General features: G+C 45.3%; 16 protein-coding genes. 1 reads left to right on the top strand and 15 read right to left on the bottom strand.

Going from position 1 to position 22,236, the window contains the following annotated elements; translation table 11 throughout:
- Positions 1-6: 6 nt before the first annotated feature.
- From C0033_RS17960 to C0033_RS17915, 10 genes are all read right to left on the bottom strand, one after another.
- Positions 7-1,077 carry a tartrate dehydrogenase gene (locus tag C0033_RS17960; protein WP_103229281.1) on the bottom strand — a complete coding sequence of 357 codons (1,071 nt, stop codon included), beginning with the start codon at positions 1,075-1,077 and terminating at the stop codon, positions 7-9.
- Between the two features lie 550 nt (positions 1,078-1,627).
- Positions 1,628-2,509: a LysR family transcriptional regulator gene (locus tag C0033_RS17955; RefSeq protein ID WP_103229280.1), complete on the bottom strand. Its 882-nt coding sequence runs from the start codon at positions 2,507-2,509 to the stop codon at positions 1,628-1,630.
- 14 nt (positions 2,510-2,523) lie between these two features.
- Entirely contained in the window at positions 2,524-4,038 is a 1,515-nt protein-coding gene (locus tag C0033_RS17950) for a response regulator (protein WP_103229279.1), read from the bottom strand.
- Between the two features lie 2 nt (positions 4,039-4,040).
- A complete protein-coding gene (locus tag C0033_RS17945) occupies positions 4,041-5,825 on the bottom strand; it encodes a sensor histidine kinase (RefSeq protein WP_103229278.1) in 1,785 nt (594 codons plus the stop codon).
- A gap of 19 nt (positions 5,826-5,844) precedes the next feature.
- Positions 5,845-6,627, bottom strand: a complete 783-nt coding sequence (locus tag C0033_RS17940) for a carbohydrate ABC transporter permease (protein WP_242984543.1) — start codon at positions 6,625-6,627, stop codon at positions 5,845-5,847.
- Between the two features lie 68 nt (positions 6,628-6,695).
- Complete coding sequence (locus tag C0033_RS17935) at positions 6,696-7,616, bottom strand: sugar ABC transporter permease (protein WP_242984541.1); 921 nt, start codon at positions 7,614-7,616, stop codon at positions 6,696-6,698.
- A gap of 86 nt (positions 7,617-7,702) precedes the next feature.
- The gene (locus C0033_RS17930) at positions 7,703-9,052 is read right to left on the bottom strand and encodes a sugar ABC transporter substrate-binding protein (RefSeq protein ID WP_103229276.1); all 1,350 of its coding nucleotides are present in this window, start codon (positions 9,050-9,052) and stop codon (positions 7,703-7,705) included.
- 289 nt (positions 9,053-9,341) lie between these two features.
- Positions 9,342-11,756, bottom strand: coding sequence for a glycoside hydrolase family 31 protein (locus tag C0033_RS17925; RefSeq protein WP_103229275.1), 2,415 nt, complete (start codon positions 11,754-11,756; stop codon positions 9,342-9,344).
- A 22-nt stretch (positions 11,757-11,778) separates the two neighbouring features.
- Positions 11,779-12,786, bottom strand: a complete 1,008-nt coding sequence (locus C0033_RS17920) for a LacI family DNA-binding transcriptional regulator (RefSeq protein WP_103229274.1) — start codon at positions 12,784-12,786, stop codon at positions 11,779-11,781.
- 18 nt (positions 12,787-12,804) lie between these two features.
- The gene (locus tag C0033_RS17915; RefSeq protein ID WP_103229273.1) at positions 12,805-14,457 is read right to left on the bottom strand and encodes an alpha-glucosidase; all 1,653 of its coding nucleotides are present in this window, start codon (positions 14,455-14,457) and stop codon (positions 12,805-12,807) included.
- A 660-nt stretch (positions 14,458-15,117) separates the two neighbouring features.
- Here C0033_RS17915 and C0033_RS27500 point away from each other — a divergent pair.
- Positions 15,118-18,396, top strand: coding sequence for a hypothetical protein (locus tag C0033_RS27500; RefSeq protein WP_180994798.1), 3,279 nt, complete (start codon positions 15,118-15,120; stop codon positions 18,394-18,396).
- 65 nt (positions 18,397-18,461) lie between these two features.
- Here C0033_RS27500 and C0033_RS17905 read toward each other — a convergent pair whose 3' ends face one another.
- From C0033_RS17905 to C0033_RS17880, 5 genes are all read right to left on the bottom strand, one after another.
- Positions 18,462-18,833: a hypothetical protein gene (locus C0033_RS17905; protein WP_103229271.1), complete on the bottom strand. Its 372-nt coding sequence runs from the start codon at positions 18,831-18,833 to the stop codon at positions 18,462-18,464.
- Positions 18,834-18,882: 49 nt separating this feature from the next.
- Positions 18,883-19,290, bottom strand: coding sequence for a cytidine deaminase (cdd, locus tag C0033_RS17900; RefSeq protein WP_103229270.1), 408 nt, complete (start codon positions 19,288-19,290; stop codon positions 18,883-18,885).
- A 209-nt stretch (positions 19,291-19,499) separates the two neighbouring features.
- Positions 19,500-20,390, bottom strand: coding sequence for a YitT family protein (locus C0033_RS17895; RefSeq protein ID WP_103229269.1), 891 nt, complete (start codon positions 20,388-20,390; stop codon positions 19,500-19,502).
- 204 nt (positions 20,391-20,594) lie between these two features.
- A complete protein-coding gene (locus tag C0033_RS17885; RefSeq protein ID WP_103229267.1) occupies positions 20,595-21,383 on the bottom strand; it encodes a GNAT family N-acetyltransferase in 789 nt (262 codons plus the stop codon).
- 126 nt (positions 21,384-21,509) lie between these two features.
- Complete coding sequence (locus C0033_RS17880; RefSeq protein WP_103229266.1) at positions 21,510-22,157, bottom strand: HAD family hydrolase; 648 nt, start codon at positions 22,155-22,157, stop codon at positions 21,510-21,512.
- Between the last annotated feature and the right edge of the window lie 79 nt (positions 22,158-22,236).

Genomic DNA, 22,236 nt, shown 5'->3' with positions numbered 1-22,236 from the left:
TCCTCATTATTTTTTCCGGCGCAGTTTTTCCACCACGTGATCCCCGGCCTGGCCGGTCGTCGCATTTCCTCCCAAATCCGGCGTCAGCACCTGTTTTTCAACCAGCACCTCTTCAATAACATCCAGCACTTTCTTCCCCCAGTCCTCATGGCCGAAGAAATCGAGCATCTGGCTGGCCGCCCAGATAGAGGCCAGCGGATTCGCCTTGCCCTGTCCTGCAATATCCGGAGCCGAACCATGAATCGGCTCAAACATGGACGGGAACTTTCGTTCAGGATTCAGGTTCGCTCCCGCCGCCAGCCCCATTCCGCCGGCAATCGCTGCTCCTAAATCCGTTAATATATCTCCAAACAGGTTGGAAGTCACCACGATTTCAAACCGCTTGGGATCCTTCACCATAAACATGCTGGCCGCATCCACCAGATAAGAATGGGTTTCCACATCCGGGTATTCCTCTCCAACCTCTTTAAAAATCTGATCCCAGAACACCATGGAATAGTTTAATGCATTCCCTTTGCTGATGCTGGTTAAGCTCTTCTTCTTCTCTCTCGCCAGATTGTAGGCATATCGTATGATTCTTTCACAGCCCACTCTGGAAAACACGCCGTCCTGGATCACTACCTCATTGGGTTTTCCCTTAAACAGCCAGCTTCCGCTTCCTGCATACTCCCCTTCGCTGTTTTCGCGGACAAAGATCATATCCACGTCTTCCCGATTTATATCCTTCAATGGGCAGGGAGCTCCTTTTAGCAGGGTCACGGGTCTCAAATTCACATACTGGTCGAAATTCTTTCGGATCACCAGTAAAAGATCCCAAAGGGAGATGTGGTCCGGCACCCCCGGGTATCCGACTGCGCCAAGATAGATTGCGTCGAACTCCTTTAATTGTTCTAAGCCGTCCTCGGCCATCATGCGGCCGTTTTTCAGATAATACTCACATCCCCATGGGAAATAAGTGAAGTCAAAAGAAAAACTGCCGTCCAGCTCAGATGCTGTCTTTAATACTTTAATTCCCTCCGCTAAGACCTCCGGTCCGATTCCGTCCCCTGCGATTACCGCAATTTTATAAGTTTCCATGCCGCTTCTCCTCTCATTTTTTTACATTGATCGTCAAGGCATTTTCAGAAATGCCTTAATCCTCTATCTAAATAATAAAAGAATTCAATCCATATGTAAAATATCTCTTTTCTATCTTTCAATAGCTTTTTCCTATCTCAAAATGTAAAAAGAATCCTGCTTACAGGATTCTCCGCCTGCGGCGGGTCGCTTCAGCGACATTATACCTCACCACCGCAGTGCGTTCCTGCCCGGAAGGCTTTTTTATATCATAGGAGCACTTCCCTATGATGATTCGGGTGTCAAAAGGTCTTGCCCCTGCAAATTGTCTGAATTGTTTGCATGTGCAGGAATTTAGGAATCCTTAGACTGCCGGATTTTGCGTTGAGACGAAAATGACAGCATGTCTGAGCGTAGCGAGTTCTGCATTTTCGTCTCGCTTTTAGCAAAATCCGACAGTCTTAGGAGTCCTTAATTCCGAACCCTGACAAACAATTCAGACAATTTGCAGGGGCAAGACCTTTTGGCACCCGAATCCTATGATATAAAAAAAGAAATGACCGACTCCCCATCAATCATTTCTTTTCGCAAACTCATTCGCATATTTTAAAAACTTCGCCGAATCACTAAACATATGGTGATTCTTCTTCCAAATCAAACTGATCCTGATCAGTATGGGATCATCCATCCCAATCCCCACAATTTCCGGCACCGTACAGGCAATATCCCGGAACATAAACCCAGCCATAATTCCCTTAGCGATAAACTGTTTAATCGTATAAAACTGCCCCGAATAATGAATGATATTCGGCGTTTTCCCATAAGCCGCATATCTCATCTTAATCACTTCATTCTGATAAAAGCCGTCGTTAAACATAATAAGAGGCTCATCCTGTATCATAGGCACCGAAACGCTTTCGCATCCTGCCAGCGGATGATCCACGGATACGCAGAACACCGTCTCTGTCCGCGTCAATTCCAGCATGCAGTAATCATTGGGCGATAAATGGTTGCTGGGAACGATGGCGAAATCCAGCTCATTCCTATCCAGCATTTCCAACAGTCCTTTGGTCCCGCTTTCCAGGGAATTCAGTCGTATCTGCGGATATTCCCGCATAAATCCGGTATACATATCGGGAAATAAAAATGTGCCGATCATGGGCGGAACTCCCAAATTGATCTTATTGCGCATGCTGCCCATATCACACATCATCTGGCTGAGGGCATCCGCCTGCATTAACAATTGTTCCGCCCTGTCCCACAGATATTTTCCCTCCTGGGTCAGCACAAATCCCTTGTTCATCCGGTGCATTAAGGTTACCCCGAATTCCTCCTCCAGCTCTTTAATGGCAGCCGAAACAGAAGGCTGGGAGATATGCAGTTCCTGAGCGGCCTTTGTGATATTATTCAATTTGCAGGCAGCGGTAAAATACCGCAGCTGATTCAATTTCATCCGCTGTTCCTCTCTTAATCCTTATTGTTAACCTTCCGGTATTGCTCCGGAGTGATTCCCTTTATCTTTTTAAACAGCTTGGAAAAATACGTGCTGTTTTCAAATCCCAGGATATCCGACACCTGGTATACAAGCATTCCTTCTGAAAGCATCTGCTCTGCGGCTTCGATCTTTTTTCTGTTCACATAGGGAATGAAGTTTTCCCCCATAGTCTTTTTAAAGTAGGTACTCAGATAAGGCTCTGATACCCCGATATACCGGGCCGCTTCGTTGAGCTGGATTACGGAAGTCAGATTGTCATCAATATATTGAAGCACCTGTTTAATCAAATCCGAATCCGTACTCTTCTGTCTGGCAGCAAACTTCCTGACAAACTCCTCTGCAAACAGGAAAAACCATTCCTTCATATCGTCAAAATTGGTGATATGGACAATCTGCTGATAGTGTTTATAACTTCCGAACACCACCAGTTCCTCCACCGCGCCGCCTAACTGGGAAGCCCGTTCCGAAAAGCGGCTTAACAGCTCAATCATCAGCTTTTTCACCAGATTCACGGAAAGATATTTAGAACTTGAAATCCGGTCAAAAATCTGCTCCAGAATATCCATGATCTGCGCCGAAGATATGACCGACAAGGCTTTATCAATCTGTTCATAGTATTGGTTCACATCGAAGGGATAAGAGGTCTGTATCTCCACCGGCTGTCCGATCTCCACGATCCAGTCCGACGCCCCGTAAAATCCGATGATCTCGATGGTATTCACCATTTTCAGGAAGAAATGATCCGACATATCGGAGATATCATAAGACGTAATCCCGGCATAACATTCCGATGTGATGAAATGACGGATCTGCTTTAACAATGTCTCGATCTCGCTCCGTTTCACGCCCTTTTCTTTTCTGAGCAGCAGAATCTTTCCTTCAAATATCTTGATATCGATCTCTTTCCCAAGCCCGTGGTAGAACTGGCTGCAGATCGTTTCCACAATCTTTAAATCCGCCATTTCATCCGTATGCTTCCAAAGCATGCAAAGGCAGATACAGGTTCCGCTCTCAAAGCCTTCCGGTACCTGCTGCACCTCTTTTTTCAGTTCCCGCCTTTCCTGAGCTGCCGATTTGCGCTCATTTAAGGTCAGGCGGATCTGAGGGTTATCCACGATATTGGACAGCGTATTGGTCAGCTCTTCCTTGCTGAGCCCGAATTTTCTCACATAATCCAAGGCCCCCAGCTTCATCGCCATCTTCACCGTGTCAAAATCATCGTAACAGCTGATCACAACCGTCTTGATCTCTAATTTTTCATCCTTTATAATTTTAAGAAGTTCCAGGCCGGAGATAATCGGGATATTGATATCCAACAGAAGAAGATCCGGGTGATACTGGTGTATCCGGTCCAATGCCTCCTGCCCGTCCTTCGCATCTTCCAACAGCACAAATCCAAGTTTTTCCCATTCCACAAGAGAATGAAGCCCGGCCCGGGCCAGCAGCTCATCCTCCACGATCAATGTCCGAATCATTGGTGCATCCATCCTTATGTCTCCCCCTTCATGATCTTAGGAATTTTAAGTGTAATACGGAATCCGATCTCCACCGACGGGTCGATTTCCAGGCCATATCCTTCCCCGAAGAGCGCCTGCACCCGTTTGTGGATATTGGACAGGCCGATTCCGGTAATCTTATATTTTTTCGGAACCTGGTCTGCGGTCAGAAGCGTATCCGGAGTCTGCTTCTCCGCCCCTCTTCCATTATCCGTCAGCGTCAGTTCGATGTGGTCTTCCACCTGTTCCACCCGGAGCACAATCAGCCCGTCCTCCACATGGGTCATGCCGTGAAGGAAGGAATTCTCGACTAACGGCTGAAGGCAGAATCTCGGTATCAGGCATTCTTCCAGACCATCCTGAACCGTATAGAAAAAGCTGACCCTGTCGCTGAATCTCACCTTCATGATCTTAACATAGGCGTCCAGCACCACCATGGACTGACCGATGGTTCCAAGTTCACTGCTGTGGTCATAAGTTTCATATAAAAGCACGCTCAAATCCGACAGCATGCCGGAAACTTCCGTATCGTCATTGAGGGCCGCTTTCCACTGGATCGCATTTAAGGTGTTAAACAGGAAATGGGGATTAATCTGGGCCTGAAGCGCCTCATAATAGGCTTTTTCCTTTTGTTCCGTCTCCGCTCTCACATCTTCGATCAGCTTCTGGATTCTCTCACGCGCCCTGCGGAAGCTGTTTTCCAGCTCTAAAATCTCGCGGAAGCCGTGTTTTCCGGCCTTCAGCTGGGAATCGCTCTGTTCGATAAACTGCATGTTCTTGACCAGATTGTTGATTGGCTTTGTGATGTAATTAGATACTTTAATTACGCTGGCCATGATCGCAATCGTGATTAAAACCATAAAAAACATCGTGGTTTTGCTGATTTTAAGCGGCCGTTCGAAGATCAGGTCATAATCTCCCATATATAAAAGAATGGCATTGTTGGAGCTCAGACGGGTGGCCATGCAGTAGGAGCTGCCTGCGTACTTGCTTCCTAAAAACTCGTCGGTTTTCAAAGCGGACAGGTTCATATCCCTAAGCACCGTAAGCGCCTGTTCCGCCTGGGACTGGGCTTCCACGCCGGAGAGAATCCTGCCGTCCTCAGACATCATCACCATGCTGCCTTTGCGGAACCCCTGCTCCTTCACATCATTCCAGAAGACCTTTTGGGGAATCCTGACCAGCAAAAGCCCCAGATTCTGATTTTTATACTTCTGTACAATTCTTCCGAATGTAAATGCGTCTTCCTTTCCATTTAACACTTCTGCCAGAAAACGGTTGATTCCCATATCCCAATAGGGAAACTGGCCGAATTCCACGGCGTCTTCATACCAGTCCGAATCATAATATTCGTCGGGAACCTCATAGGAAGCGTTGGAGCTTAAAAGCTTTCCATTTTTCGTGAGCAGAAACACTTCTCCGGAAAATCCGGTCAGCACGCTGACCTGATCCTTTTGAAGCACTCCGATCAGCTGGGTCTGCGCCCGGTTGCGCTCATAGGCATTTCCGCTTTCATACATGGTGCGGAGCAGAGCCAGGTTTTTATCATCCGTAATAAATGCGCTGCTGGAATAATTGGCGATTTCAATAACATTGTCAATCTTGTCCGCCTTTTGCTGGAACATCATCTGATAGGATTCCCGGATGTTGGAGGACATATTTTTCTGCAGCAACACAGAAAGGATAATCAGAGCGATAAACAAGGGCATCAGTACATACAATACAATCAGCAGAATCATATTGGATTTAATACTTAATTTCGATACCTTGTTTTTCATTCTGATTATCCTTTTCTTTCTATCCTTTTACCGCTCCGGCAGAAAGTCCGCCCACCAGATTATCCTGAACCATTACGAAAAAGATCAGTACAGGGATCAGGCTGAGCACAACAGAAGCCATCAAAGGCCCCCACTCGGTCGAATATTCACCCACATAATCACGGATTCCCACCTGGATTGTCTTCTTCAATGTAGAATTGATAAATGTATTGGCATACATGAACTCATCCCATGACAAGAGGAAGCAATAAAGGCTGGTGGCTGATATACCTGGTTTGGCAATTGGGAAAATAACTTTTGTGAAAGAGTTAAAACGGTTGCAGCCGTCAATCAGCGCGGATTCTTCGATCTCCCATGGAATCTGGGTGAAGAAGGTACACATGTTCCACACCGCGAACGGGAGCGCAAATGAACAGTTAATAATGATCAGACCCAGATGTGAATCGATGAGTCCCATATTTTTCATGATAACATAGTAGGGAATCGAAAGCAAGACGCCCGGAAACATTTTCGTGAACAGGATTCCTAACTTCATCTGGATAGAACCAAAGATTTTGTATCTGCAAAATCCGTAAGCAGCCGCGATGGAAAGCAGCATACAGATGGCTGTTACAATCACGGATATATAAGCGCTGTTCCAAAAATATCTGACGAAATTGGAATGGAACAGAACCTGTTTGAAGTTGTCAAATGTAATATAAGTCGGTATGATCTGGCTGACATCATAGATCTGCTCGGATGATTTCACTGAGGTAAAAAGTACCCAGAGAAAAGGAGCCGCTGCCACTACCACTATGATCACTGCCAAGATATATAATATAGTTAAATCTAATTTCGTCCTTTTCATAGTTTCACTCCTTGTTCTAAGCTTTAATCATCTTTGTCAGCGCCGATCATTTTAACGTAAATAACGGTCAAAATAGCAATTACGATGAATATTACCACGGAAACCGCCGCCGCATAGCCGAATTTATGGTCCACAAACGCCTGGCGGTACGCATAAGTATACATAATTTCCGTACTGCCTAAAGGTCCGCCCTGGGTCAGCAGCCAGATTGCATTAAAGTTATTAAAGATCGAGATCGCATTCAGAATTACCGCCACCGCCATGGGTTCTTTAATATTCGGCAGTGTAATGTAAAGGAATCTCTTGAGTTTTCCCGCACCGTCAATGCTGGCGCTCTCGTACATATCATGGGAAACTCCCTGAAGGGCTGCCAGGATAAAGATCATCAGAAACGGCGTGCTTTTCCAGATATTTGCCACAATTACGGACGGCATCGCCGTGCTCACATTGCCAAGCCATGCCACCGGCTTATCGATGATTCCGAATTTCAGCAGAATAACATTGAAAATACCGATTTTCGTATCATATAATGCGCTGAACGTCAGAGCGCTGATGGCTGCCGGTATGGCCCATGGAAGCAGAGCCACGGTTCTGAATATGGCCCTTCCCCTGAGTTTTTCATTCAATACAAGGGCTACGATAAGGGCAAAACTGACCTGAGCCGCTAAGTTTACCAGGGTCCAGATAACGGAATTGCCTACCGACTGGCGGTATTTTGCATTGGAAAACACCACCGCATAGTTTTTCAGCCCTGCAAATGTACCAAACAGCGGATCGTTGGCCCGGGTCATATCATAATTTAAAAAACTGATTAAAATACCCCGGAGCAGAGGATAGACGCTTAACGCGATAATTGCGATCACGGCAGGAGCAATCAACAGATACCCATTCAGGTTATGCCTGACCGTGTATTCTTTTGGCATTGTATTTTTCTTGTTTTTCATCGACACCCCTCTTTTCAGAGAGGCTGCCTGCAAACCCTTCCGGTATCTGCAGCAGCCCCACCTTCACTTCTTATTCGTTCAATTGATTAGTTGTAGTTTTCTTCTACGAATGCATTCAGTTCTGCTTCCAGTTCAGCCAGAGCTTCATCCGGTGTCATCATATCGAAGAATACCTTCTTAAATGCGTCCACAACTTTTTCGTCTACCGATGCAGCGTTTACCACACGAGGTCTTGGTGTTGTGAATGCCGCTTCGTCGATGAATACCTGATAATCCGGGTTGATTTCCAGGATCGGAGCATAATCAACGTCGGTTCTTCCAGGAATACGTCCCTGTTCGGTCAGGACGAAGTCGCCTTCCTTACCGGTTAAATACTCTACAAATGCCCAGGCTGCGTCAGGAGCCTTGCTGTTTGCATTGATTGCCAGGTTATATCCGCCTAAGCAGACCGCTTCTTTTTTGCCCTTTGGCATTGGTACTAAACCAAACTGAAGATCCGGGTTGCCGGTTGCGATGTTTTTGTATGCCCAGTCACCGCAGATGAAGAACAGGCAGTTGCCCTGTACAAATGGTGTGTAAGCTTTATCCCAGCTAGTCGCTTCTTTCATGCTTTCCGGGAACGCTTTGTATTTGGTATGTAAACCTGCGTAGAAATTAAATGCTTCTTTACCGCTTTCATTATTAACCGTAACCACCGGTTTGTCGCCGGTTGTATCGATTACCGGGTTGTCGTTCTGGAAGAAGAAGTTAAAGATCGCATATCCGTCAAGTCTGGTAGCCAGACCTTCGTATCCCTTTTCTGTGGCTTTCTTAATGCAGTCTTCCAGTTCTTCCCATGTAGCAGGAGGATTTGCAACTCCGATGTCCTCCAAAATCGTCTTGTTATAGTAAAGACCCGTGTTGTTGAAATACCATGGTACGGAATAATACTGTCCCTGATACATACCGGAATCTAAAGGTCCCTGAAGATAATCATAACCGCTTGCTTTGATCTTGTCGTCCAAAGGAATGATAAGTCCCATTGCCGCTAAATCAATGGGCCATCCTGCGTTATCCAGAGCAACCACGTCAGGACCTGCGCCTGCCATCGCCGATGTGGTATATTTGGAAATCAGTTCGCTTCCGCTCAATCCTTCGATCGTAACCTTTACATTTGGATTAATTTTCATAAATTCATCAGCCGCGCGGTTGATAGCCGGATCATTGGAGTTGGTAAATGCATTGTTAACCAATACGGTAATATCTCCCGACAGATCAGAAGCCGCTGCCTGGCTTGTCTCAGCGGATGTCCCCGCCGCCGTCGTGGTTTCTGCCGCTGCCTTTGTCTCCGCCTGAGTAGCAGCCGTTGTTTCCGGCGCCTTGCTTCCGCCGCCGCATCCTGCCAGGCTTCCTGCTGCCAGAACTGCTGCCATCGTTAACGCTAAAGTCTTTTTCATAGAATAACCTCCTTGTTTTTCCCTGTTGTTTGAACTGTCTTTATTATATTTGGTTATTTAGCATAACTCAATAAACTATTTTTCCTCATTTTTAAGCATTTTACATTAATTTTATCTTGTAAAATATTTAACAATTTTAAAATATGCACAATTTTAATCTATTTTTCTTGTGCATATTAAAAATGTGCAGACTTTCAGGCCTGCAGGCGGAAAAAAAGCAGGAACTATGACCAAAATTAATCTTACAAATTTTAATCACAGTACCTGCTTCATTTTATCAAATGTCTTATCAGCAAACTAAGATTTCTACCAATGCATTTAACACAGACGGTTCAAGCTCCATCGCTGAAATTGAGGAAAGTACGGATACCGGATCATCGGCCGATACAAAATACTGGTACAGATCCCTCTTTAAGTTATTTTCAATCTGCATCTGATCCAAAAGCTCAAATGCCCGCTCTTTCAGATCGTGATTGTCATACACCAGCTGCTCTCCCTTTAAGACAACCCGGATCTCCTGATCCGCCGAAGCCTTCGGGAACGTTAAAATCATGCTTCTCGTCTCTTCACAGTAAGCTTTTTCACAGGAGCAGTTGGTTTCTATCTCCGAAACTTCATTGAAACCTCTGAAAATCAGTTTCCAGCTTCTGTTCTCAGGAATCACGGACAAATCTCCTTCCGGCTTCAGACAGAATTCCGCCTTGCCCTCGCTCCAATCCAGATTCATTCTGGTAAATGCACATTTTCCTTCTAAGTATTCCTGTCCGTCCCCTTCGTCTTCAAACAGATCAAAGCTTCCGGAAGCGCCCGGGAAGATCACCACTTCCATATCCTCTGCATTGTCCAGGCTGTTTTCTCCCTTCACATGGGCTGCCATCGGAACGATACCTCCTGCCCGTCCAAGTACCGGTTCTTTGTCTATGGTGCGGTTGAGAACCGCCCGTTTTCCGTTTGCTCCTCCATGATAGACAAATCCCGTGTAAAGATCCGTCCAAAGCCCTGCCGGTATCCATGCTTCCACAGATGCCATGGAGGTGTCTTTATGGGTCGGGCTGGTAATCGGGCATACCATCAGCTCGCTTCCAAAGAAATACTGGTTCTTATAAACATAAGTTTCTTCCGAATCCGGATAGTAATAATAAGTAGGTATAATAACCGGCACCAGATCATTATGACACCGGTAATTCAGGGTATAGATATATGGAACCAGCTGGTGACGCTGCTTCAAGATATCCACCATGATGCCGCAGTAAGGTTCCGGGTATCTCCACGGTTCTTTTCCGCAGAATGGGTTGCAGTTGCTGTGCAGGCGGTTGATAGGAGAAAAGATACCAAACTGCATCCATCTCACCACCAGCTCATTGTCCTTATACCCGCCCATATGGCCTCCGATATCATGGCTCCACCATGTATATCCCACATTGGACGCCGTAGCTGTAAAATAGGGCTGGAACTCCAAGGATTTCCATGTCACAACCGCATCCCCTGAAAATCCGATCGGATATCTGTGGCTGCCCAAACCGCCGTATCTGGACAGCAGAACGCCCCTCTTTCCGTCTCTTGCAAGATCCAGTACGTGATAGTGGTTCAGCATCCACAGCGGGTCAAGACCTTCCACCGCGCAGTTTTTGCCCTGCTGCCAGTCCATCCACCAGAAATCCACGCCCATCTCTTCATTGGGATGATGGAGATATTTAAAATATGCCTCTAAAAATTCAATGCTGGTCACATCAAAATGAACGGGATCGTTATTTTCAATATTCACGCCCAATTCCCTGGCCATATCTTCATAAGCGTCCTCAAACGGCATCACTCCGTCCGCCGGATGAAGGTTCAAGGTGATTTTGTAGTTATGGTCATGGAGCCATCCCATAAACCGTTTTGGATCAGGGAAGAAATCCTTATTCCAGGTGTATCCGGTCCAGCCGCGGCCGTATTCTTCCGGCACATCCACGATATGCCAGTCCATATCCATAACCACCACGGAAAATGGTACGTCCATGGATTCAAACCTCTTCAGAAGCTCCATATAGCTCTGCTCCGTGTATTTCCAGTAACGGCTCCACCAGTTGCCCAGCACATATTTCGGAAGCATCGGCACCGCCCCTGACAGCTGGTAAAAATCGTGGATCGCTTTAAAATAATTTCTTCCATATCCTAAATAATAATAATCGACAACCCCCTTCTTCCTCGGGTGAACCCATCCCTCTTTATCGATCAGCAGGGATTCGCTGTCATCAAAGAACGTTCTTCCGCTGGTATCCAGCAGTCCGAAATCCAGTTTCGTCGGCCCGTCAATCCGGTCCAGAGTTCTGGCCGTTCCTTTCAGGTTATGCTCTCTCGGCGGATTGCCGTATTCGGTGGCTCCGAACAGCCAGCGGCCCCCGTAGTTGGTATACGCACATTTTACATCGATATACAGGTTATTTGGCGTAAACTCCTTTTTGTTGTAAACCAGATGAAATGCTTTCGTGGAAATCTCCAGCCGTCCCTCCACATCGGTCACGGTAAATTCCGGTTTGTCAAAATTACGGTTCCATACGACCTGAGTGGGCGCATCCTCAAATTCTCCGTCCTCTGAGTATTCCATACGCACCATCTCCGGCGTAAGGATGGTAAAACGGTAATGATCTCCCTGTACCACGCACTCCGGGTTACAGCTTCCGTCCAGATCCAGACGGAATTGTCTGCTTAATTCAGCCATAATAATATTTCCTGCCTTTCTGTTATTTTCTCGTTGATTCTCTGATTATCAGTTTCGTTCCCACCAAAACCTGTTCCATGGATTCCGGCTCTTCCTTTTTCTTCTCGATCATCTTTAAAATCTCTTCCACCAGTTTTGGAATGTTTTGTTCGATGCAGCTGAGGGGCAGTATACAGACTTCCGGCGGCAGAATATTGTCAAAGCAGATTAAAGAAACGTCTTTTGGCACCTGCTTTCCCGCCTCTTTCAAAGCCTGATAAACTCCCAGCATGGAATATGCGTCTCCGGCCATGGCCGCGTCAAATTCATATCCCTGCTCCAATACCTCCTTACACCGCTTATAACAGCTCTGATAGCTGCTCAGCTCCATCTCATAGTAATGCTCCGGCTCAAAGGTGGAGCCGTATTGCAACAGGGTATCCCTAAGCCCCTTGATTTTCAGTTCGTTGCTCACAATATTTTTCGGTCCGCCAAAATATGCGAATCTGCGCATTCCCCTGTCCGCCAGATAGGAAGCCGCCTCGCAGACAGCATGGTAAATATCGGAATTGACAGAAGCCGCTTCCACTCCCCTGTACCTTGTTCCTATGAAAAAGTAAGGAATATGGTTTTTATCCAACAAGTCTAAATACTCCGGGTTTGGGTTGTCTTTTATCATGGGATAGATGACCGCGCATTCCACGCGGAAGGAGATAAACTGCTCAATCATCTCTTTTTCATATTCCCGGTTGTCCCCTGTGGTGGCTAATATCATCTTATAACCGGATGCCTTTAAAGCCGCTTCAATCCCCTGTACCAGGCTGCTGTAAAATACATTGGTAATATTGGGCATCAGAACTCCGATCAGCCTGCTGCTCTGGCCTGCAAGACTTCTGGCATTGACGCTGGGATAGTATCCCATCTCTTTAGCCAAAGCTTCCACTTTCTTTCTGGTCTCCTCATTCACTCCTGGCCTGTGGTTGATGGCCAATGACGCCGTCCCTTCCGAAACTCCTGCCGCTTTTGCGATGTCCTTTAACGTTACTCCCATATTACCGCTCCTGTCCTTTTATGCGAATCTATAGATCCTGGCCTCATAAGGAGAAAGCTGATCGGTCTCCTGGTTTTCATAGTTGGAGAGCAAAAGTTCTCCCTCTTTTACCAGCTCCGAAAGCCCGACTGTCCGTTCTTTCTCCGAATAGTTGACAGCCACCAGCCATTTCTCTCCCTCATAGCTTCTGGTATAGGCGATCACTTCCGGATCGTCCTGCCACAGCTGCTCATAAGTTCCATATACCATGACGGGATACTGCTTTCTCATGGATGTCAGGGTTTTATAATAGTTCAGCACTGATTTTTTACTGTTTTCTTCATGTTCCGCATTGATCTCTATGTACCTGGGGTTCAGATGCATCCACGGTTGGCCTTCCGTAAATCCGGCTTCCCTGCCGGAATTCCACTGCATCGGCGTTCTGGCATTGTCCCTGCTCATCATCTTTAAAGAATCCAGAGCCTCTTTTGGATCTTTCCCGCTTTCCACCATGGTTTCATATTTCCCCACCGTATACTTTTCATTATAATACTCAATGGACGGAAAATCCACATTTGTCATGCCCAGTTCCTCGCCCTGATAGATATATACGGTTCCCGGATGGGTATGTAAAAGTGTGGCCAGCATGGTGGCGGACTCATACCGGTATTCGGCGTCATTTCCAAATCTGGACACCTGCCGCGGCGTATCGTGATTGCTCAGGTACTGGGTGATCCATCCGTGCTGTTCCACCACATGATACCATCTTTTCTGCACATCCTTATATTCCAGCGGAGTCACCAAAACAGGATTCTTGGCAATTTCAAAATGGAATACCATATTGATCTCTTCATGCTCTTCTTTTACATAATCGATGGCAATGGCCGCGTCCACGTTCCCGGTCTCTCCCACCACCATGATATCGTATTTGCCGAATACCCTTTGGTTCAGTTCATGGAGCAGTTCATGGATTCCCGGCTGGTTGGCGCACATGGTCCGGTCCACCACATATCCGTGAACTCCCACCGGAGGAGTAGGCGGATTAGGGGAATCAGGCAGACCCTTAGGCTTAACAAGGCGGTTGATGGCATCCATGCGGAACCCGTCCACGCCAAGATCCAGCCACCAGCGCATCATCCGGCACATATCCTCTTTCAACGCTTCATTATCCCAGTTTAAATCCGGCATCTTCTTCGAATAATTGTGCAGATAATATTCTTTCGTCGCCTCATCATATTCCCATGCCGAACCTTTTCCTTCGTAGAAATAATTGCCCCAGTTATTCGGCTCTTTTCCGTCCTTTCCCTCTCTCCAGATATAATAATCCCGGTATGGGCTGTCCTTTGAAGACCTGGAATTCACAAACCACTGATGTTCATCCGACGTATGGTTGAGAACCATATCCATGATCAGCTTCATGTCCCGTTTATGCACTTCATTAAGCAGCTGTTTGAAATCCTCCATGGTTCCATACCGCTCGTCAATGCTTTGGTAATCGGAAATATCATATCCGTTGTCCACATCGGGAGATTTGTAAATGGGATTGAGCCAGATCACATCCACACCTAACTCTTTAATATAATCCAGCTTTCTGATAATTCCCTGCAGATCACCGATCCCGTCGCCGTTCGTATCCAGGAAACTCTTTGTATAAATCTGGTAAACGACGGCTTCCTTCCACCACTTCTTCATTCGCGTCCTCCTTTTTAAAGCGCTTTAAATACTTGTTGTTTATATACTATCACTTTTTAAAGCGCTTTACAAGAGAATATTTTTAGTGATTATGTACAATTATTTTTGTTATAAAATTACAACTCCGGATTATCCAAAAAAGGTAAGTACTTCATTAGTTAACGCTATGGTTACATTTTTACAATAAAAATATTGTTTTTTAATAATTTTATAACTAATATCTGGTATTTTTTTCTTATTGTGATAGAATGATAGTGCATATTGTCGTATTTTTACGATAACATGCAGTCAAGAACCTTAAAAAAATGAAATTAATAAGGTTCTAATATTTTTTTACTATATTAGGAGGGTTACAGTATGAAACACCAAAGCAAAAACAGACGGAAACACCGTCGGGCCATTTCGTTGCTTCTATGCACTTCTCTGCTGTTTTCACAGTTGGGATTTGCATCATATGGCGACGAGGTTACAGAAATTGAGGAGGAAGATCCTCTGGAACACGTCCATACAAAAGATTGTTACACGGAAAACTTAATCTGCGATTTTGATCAGATTTATTCCGCCACCGGAAGCAATGCAGAGCACGTTCACACCAATGAATGTTATGAACTGTCATGCGGATATGAATCGTTTGATGATGATGAATTGATTAATGACCTTTTGGACGATACTGTTCCGGACGATAATCTCTTGAGTGATGATCTTTTAGAAAATGATCTTATTGATAATAAATCAGGCAATGACAGCTTAACGGAAAGTATTGTTGACAAAGAAACGCCGCTTCAAACAAAGAACGTAATTTTGATTACGGAATTCATGGAACTGGATGAGGATGTGCAATATCGTAACGTTGAAACATGGACGGGTATGGAAGCGTTGAACCTCCCCGACAAACTGGAAGCCATGGCATCTTTCTCAGATGAAGAACCGGAACAGATTGTGATAAATGGAATCAGCTGGAAACTGTCCGACGATAACGGCGAATTGGACGGCGGCGAGGAAGAGATTAACGGATCGTTTACATTTACTGCGGTTTTGCCGGAGCATTATTCTATTGTTTCAGGGGGTGATGCGCCGGAAATTTATGTGCAGGTGGGGAATGCGGAGAGACAGCTTTTTGCAGTCTCAGACTATTATGAAAATGATTTGACAGCATTCAGGGCATTGCTAAACGCACATCCCTCTTTACAAGAAGGGTTGAAACCAGATGATCCTTCCACATGGGCTGGAACAACTGGGTATAATGGAATAGTGAAATGGGATTTCTCTGGTAAAAGAATCGATAGTCTGGATTTAAACAAAAAACAACTGAATGGCACATTGGATATCAGTGGATTTGATTATTTATCCTCCTTAGACTGCTCCAACAATAATTTAACTAACCTTACTGTAGATTGCGCTAGGCTTAATACTATAAGCTGCAGCAATAACTCGCTAACTGATTTGAGTATTTCCGGCACCTATGGATTGCTTAAACGACTTTACTGCTCCAGCAATCAATTAACCAGTCTGAATATGGCTGGCTACAACCAATTGGAATATTTAAATTGTTCCAAAAATAAGCTGACATCCCTAACATTGAATTCAGCCCTTACTGAACTGGACTGTTCCGAAAATGACTTATCCACCTTGAGTCTAAACGCGAAGATGAAAAACCTATATTGTTCCAGTAACAACTTAACAGTGTTAAATACAAGTGCACTTAATCTCACCAGACTAAATTGTTCTGATAACAATCTGAGCGAATTAAATTTAACGAATAGCACTAGCCTAATTACTCTTGATTGTTCTAACAACAATATAAGCCGTTTAACTATGCCAAACAAGATTACAGTCACCCTCAACTCCTCAGAAAACGGAACATCCCAAATAACTCGCGCTGGAGAAAGTAATTCTCAGTGGATCGTTTTTTTTAAAGCAGATCCGAATGAAAATTACAAATTATCTTATTGGAATTGCAGTGGCAGTACCCTAACCGAACAAGAAAAAATCTCTAATCCACTTTTCTTTGCTCCGGCTTCAAATACTACTATATCAGCGGTTTTCACAGAGGATCATACGTTTCAGGATGCCAAGGATAAAATTGAAAGCCAGGCTCCTTACACAGTAAGCCAATCGTCCGCCAATACCCAGGATACCGTTAAAACCTGGCTGGCCGGACAGATTAATGGAATTGCAGGCATGAGCGACACCGGAATAACAGTTACCTCCGACAATATTAACATCAGCAGCTTCACTCCTGCTATGTCCGGTAATGCTGATAATGCAAACGGAACCAACGGAAGTTTTACATTTACTGTTACTTTAACTAACAATGGCTCGACCGAAACGACCAAAAGTATTAACGGAGTCATCACTGCCACCGCTTTCAGCGGCCAGACCAATGCGCAGATCGTAGCCGCTGCAAAATCTGCTGTAGAAAGCGGGAATTACCTTATCGATCAGGCCACTTCCAACACACAGGATGGGATTATAGGCATTTTAGTAAATAAAATTAACAGCCTGACCGCTTTATCCTCTTCCGGAATTTCGGTTGCAGCTGGCGATATAACAGTTACAAATTTCACAGCCGCCAAGAACGGAGACGCCGATACGCCGGACGGAGTGGACGGAAGCTTTTCCTTCACCGTTTCATTGAAAAAAGGTGAGTCCTCTGTTACGACCAACAGAATCTCAGGAACGATTACAGCCGCTGATTTTGCAGGTCAGACCAATGCACAGGTTATAGCCGCTGCGAAAGCTGCCATAGAAGGCGGAAACTACCTCGTCGATCAGGCTGACGCCAACACGCAGGATGAAATTAAAGGCATTTTAATAAATAAAATTAACAGCCTGGCCGCTTTATCCTCTTCCGGAATTTTGGTTGCAGACAGCGATATTACATTTGCTGGTTTCACAGCCGCAAAGAATGGCGATGCAGATACACCAGCCGGAGTGAATGGAAGTTTCTCCTTCACCGTTTCATTGAAAAAAGGTACAGCACAAACGGTAACCGCAAACATCACCGGTACAATTACTGCCAAGCAATACGTCCCATCCGAAACCCCGGATGATAATAAACCTGACAACAAACCGGATAACAACAAACCGGAAGACAACAATCCGGATGACGGCAAACCAGATGATAACAAACCGGACACCAATAAACCGGACACCAATAAACCGGATAACAGCAATCCAACTCCCGACAATTCCGGTTCCAACGGTTCTTCCGGCAATAACGGTTCATCGAATAACAATAACTCGTACAACAGCGACGATTCCGACAGCAACGGCTATTATTACGATACTCCTTCGCTTACAGCCGAATCAACGCCTGTAACTGCCGAAATCATTGTCGGACAACCGGATAATACCGGAAATATCACCATTACAGCAATCCAGATCAAAGATGCGCTGAACGCCGCCAGACGCGAAGCCCGTCAAAAGAAAACACTGAGCAGCGGAGTTACCGTCACCGTCAGATTACCGGAAGGCATAACCCAGGCATCCATTGATTCAGACGGATTAAACCACTTGTCCGCCGCAGATGTTACATCAGTTTGTTTTGATTACAAAGGCGTTTCTTTCACCCTTTACCAGGATACCCTTACAGCCATGAGCGGACTGGCGGCCGATTCCGTTGTCTTTGCTGTAAAACCAATTTCCGGCCTGACCGGCAAGGCTCTTACCGCAATTAATACTCATCCTGTTTACGAACTGAGCGCCGCATATAAGAAGAACGGAATTCCGATGCCTCTGACCACCGTTGGTTCCATCAATGTTGCCATCGCCTATACGCCAAGCGCATCAGAGGATATCAGCGCTTTACATACCGTATCAGTAGACGGCTTAGGAAACGCTCACAGAATTCCGGATTCTAAGTACAATCCGGCAAATTCGGCCGTTTGTTTTACCATCAACAATTTCTCTACATTTGGCATCAGTAATTTAAAATAACAGATCCATCAATTCATGCACAAAGCGCCGGTTCCACCATATCGGAACCGGCGCTCTGCTGCCTTTTATTCATTCATCCACTGTGTTCCCGAGAACTCCAATAACCACTCTTCCATCTGCGAAACGATCTCCGCCTTTTTCCGTGATTCCAACTGGCGCAGAGGATTTTCCCAATCCCCGTCCTTTACAACAACCAGCCGGAAAAATCCCTCCGGATCTCCATCCGGATACCATCCTAAATCAATGCCCAGCTCATGCTCATATACTTTATGATCCTTTTTCCTCGTCCGTCGGTTCCGGATATAAAGAATATCCTGTACAAACTGGAAATTCCAGATTTCATCTGCTGTTTTCGGCACATCGTCCGGTTCCAGTTCCGTTAAATTATTAAATAAAACTTCCCAACCGCTAGGGATTCTGATTGGCTGTAATTCCATATAATATCCTCCGATCTGCTTTATGCCACATCCTAATCAAATTAACCTTCTACTCCAGCTGTTCCGGCCCAAAGCTCTCCGGCAAAAGCTGTTCCAGAGTAAACACCTTATAATCATCCGGCGATTTAGGAAGAATGATTTTAAACGTTTTGGGATTGCAAAATTCCCTCATCACCTGACGGCAGACCCCGCAGGGCGCACAATAATCGCTGATAATTCCATCACGTCCGCCACATATTACAATTGAATCAAAGCTTCGTCTGCCTTCCTTGACAGCATGGAAAAAGGCGGTTCTTTCCGCACAGACGGTGGCTGAATAGGAAGCGTTTTCTATATTATTTCCTATATAAACGGTTCCGTCGCTGCATAATAAGGCTGCTGACACGTGGAAATGGGAATAGGGCGCATAGGAGGCCGGAAGGGCGTCTATGGCTTGTTGAATTAAATCCTTTATCATATTGCTGCGGGTCCTTTCGTTTTTTTACATTAAGGGTGAAGGCATTTCGCGAAATGCCTTCACCCTTTACATTAAAACCTTTAGGCATTTCTGAAAATGCCTTCACGCTTCATGTAAATCAACTACGGATAGTATACCTCAAAATCCCCCATCAAACAATACACACTTCCAATCAATTTACATATCTTTTAACCCCTCACATCCATCTCTCATAAGCGCGCCTGTTCCCCCGCACTTCTCTCCCGCGGATCATTCAAAAAACCTTCTCCATACACCTCTTTCGTCTCAGAAACAATCACAAATGCCCTCGGATCATAATGATCAATAATCCGCTTCACAATATAAAACTGCTTCCTGTCCACCACGCACATCAAAGCATTCCCCTCAATCTTACTATACGCGCCCTGGCTCTTTAAAAACGTAGCTCCCCGGTCCAGCTGCTTCATAATCTCCCCCGCAATCCGTTCATTTTGAGAAGAAATGACCGTCACCATCGTCCCTTTATTCATACCGTAAAGAATCGCGTCAATCGTCTGAGTGGTGCACACCAGGGAAATGATTCCATACAGAGCGGATTCAATATCCCAAAACACAATCACAGAAGCCGTGATGATCATAATATCGATAATCATCAGCGAATACCCGGTCTGCATATAAGGAAACTTTTTCTGAAGAAGCTTAGCCAAAATATCGCCTCCCCCGGTTGTAGACCCGCGCATAAATACCAGCGCCAGCCCAACGCCCACAAAAATGCCGCCAAATGCCGAAGAAATCAGCCGGTCTCCCATATACTGAGGGAACAATGGGCTGACAAATGCATCCAGAACCACGCTCATGATCACAACTGTTTTAAGCGTCTTCAACGTCATGCTTTTTCCTAAAAAAATATAGGACAGAATAAGCAGCGGAATATTGATCGCAAATGTCAGCGCACCGATCGGCAAACCGCTGAGATAATTGATCAGCAGCGCGATACCCGACGCCCCGCCGGGAGCGATCATGCACGGTTCTATAAAGCAGTGCACCCCGACCGCCTGGACAAATGCGCTGGCTGTATCATATAAAATGTCCTTACCAAATTCTTTTTTCATCATTTCCATTTTCTCCACTCCTTTTCTGAGTGCAGGCCCGGGGATTCTTTCCTTTATGACAGAACACATTTCTGCCAACAAAAAAAGCAAGGAACCGAACATACCCGGTCAGCCTTGCTTTTATGATGCACAGATTAACCGAATACCGATATAATCCGTGCTTGCACTTCTTTTGATACTTTAAAATCAAGTATACCATTATTTTCTAAAAAATCAATCCTCCAAACCGTTGATCAACTGATAAACCGTGTATTCTTTTTCGAACACATAGCCCAGCTTCTCCGCCAGCACCACCGACTTGGCATTCGCCGCATCCCAGTTTGGATAGATGCCCCGTTTCAGGCATTCCAGCACCAAAGCCGCGCTGCACGCGAGAGCAAGCCCCTGACGCCTGTAATCTGGTCTGGTTCCTACTTCAATCTCCAACATCCCTGAGCTGACTCCATAGGCGGAACAGCCTGACACCAATTCCCTGCCCTTAACAGCCACAAATCCCAGTCCATCTGTTACAAAATGCTCCGCATCCTCAAAGTTAGAACAGAAGTCCCTGCTCCACTCTTCCTTCAGAGCCTTTTTATACAACTTCTCATCAATCTGTTTGATCTTTATTCCATCAGGCACCTGTTTCACATAACGCTCTAAGGTATCCGTATCAAAATGCTGCTCGTCCTTTTTCAGCGCATATCTGGTAACCTGCCTGAATTCACCTAAAAATGTATCCTCAATCCAGTCGGCCCACAATTCATTCTGAGGCGTTAAAAATGTATGTCCGCAGCTTTCGTAGATCTGCTCTTTTAGCTCCAGCGCTCCGCCGGACTTTGGGGTAATCCCCCGGACAAATGCAAAATCGCCTAAGTTTATCAGGCAGAACGGTGGTTTTTCCATCTTGGGAACCCATACATGCCCCATTCTTCCTTCAACTGCCGCACGAACCAGCACTTCCCTGCTCTCCATGCAGATAGGTTCTACGATATTCAAATCTTCCCGTTTCAATTCTATCATGTGAATACCTCCTTCTCTGTCATACAGACCAATGATTCGTATTAGTATACCACAAAAAAGAATGAAACTGCCATTTTTTTGAATTATTTCAGGAATCTTTAAGATTTAGCCAATAAATCCATCCTTTTATAGAAGCATTGCGGACAATTCTTCCACTGTTTCAGCGATATAATCAGCTCCGGCGCTTTCCAATTCAGCTCTGTCCCCATATCCATAGAGCACTCCGATGCATTCCACACCGGCCTCCTTTGCCCCCTGGACATCGTGTTTCCTGTCACCGATCATGATAACGTCTTCCAGATGTTCAATGCCGTTCTTCTCCAGCACATAGCCGATCACATCGGCCTTTCTCACCCTGGTCTCTTCCATATCCGCTCCGCCGATAAAATCAAAATAGTGGTCCATTCCAAAATGCTTCAAGATTTTCACGGCGAACAGCTCCGGTTTCGAAGTAGCCACCATCAGATGTTTTCCGGATTTTTTTAACGCATCCAGCATCCGGTCGATTCCCGGATATTCTTTATTCTCCATCCAGCCTTTTACAGAAAAATACTCCCTGTATTTGTATACTCCGTCCTGAGCATCCTTTTCATTAAAACCGTAAAATTCCATGTAGCTGTCCTTTAAAGGCGGTCCGATAAATGGGCATAATTTATCCAAATCCTCCTCAATGATCCCATACGCCTTTAATGCATACTGAACCGATTTGGTGATTCCTTCTTTCGGATCTGTTAAAGTTCCGTCCAGATCAAATAACAAATACTTTTTATCCACGTTTTTCTCCGTTTCTTCAAATAATTACAGCAAATCTTTTCGTGCAGCAATATTTTCATATAATAGCATTTTTTATGTA

It is taken from the genome of Clostridium sp. chh4-2 (assembly GCF_002899675.1).
Lineage (GTDB): Bacteria > Bacillota > Clostridia > Lachnospirales > Lachnospiraceae > CHH4-2.
The sequence above is the reverse complement of the archived record's forward strand: the minus strand, read 5'-3'. Positions and strand labels throughout refer to the sequence as shown.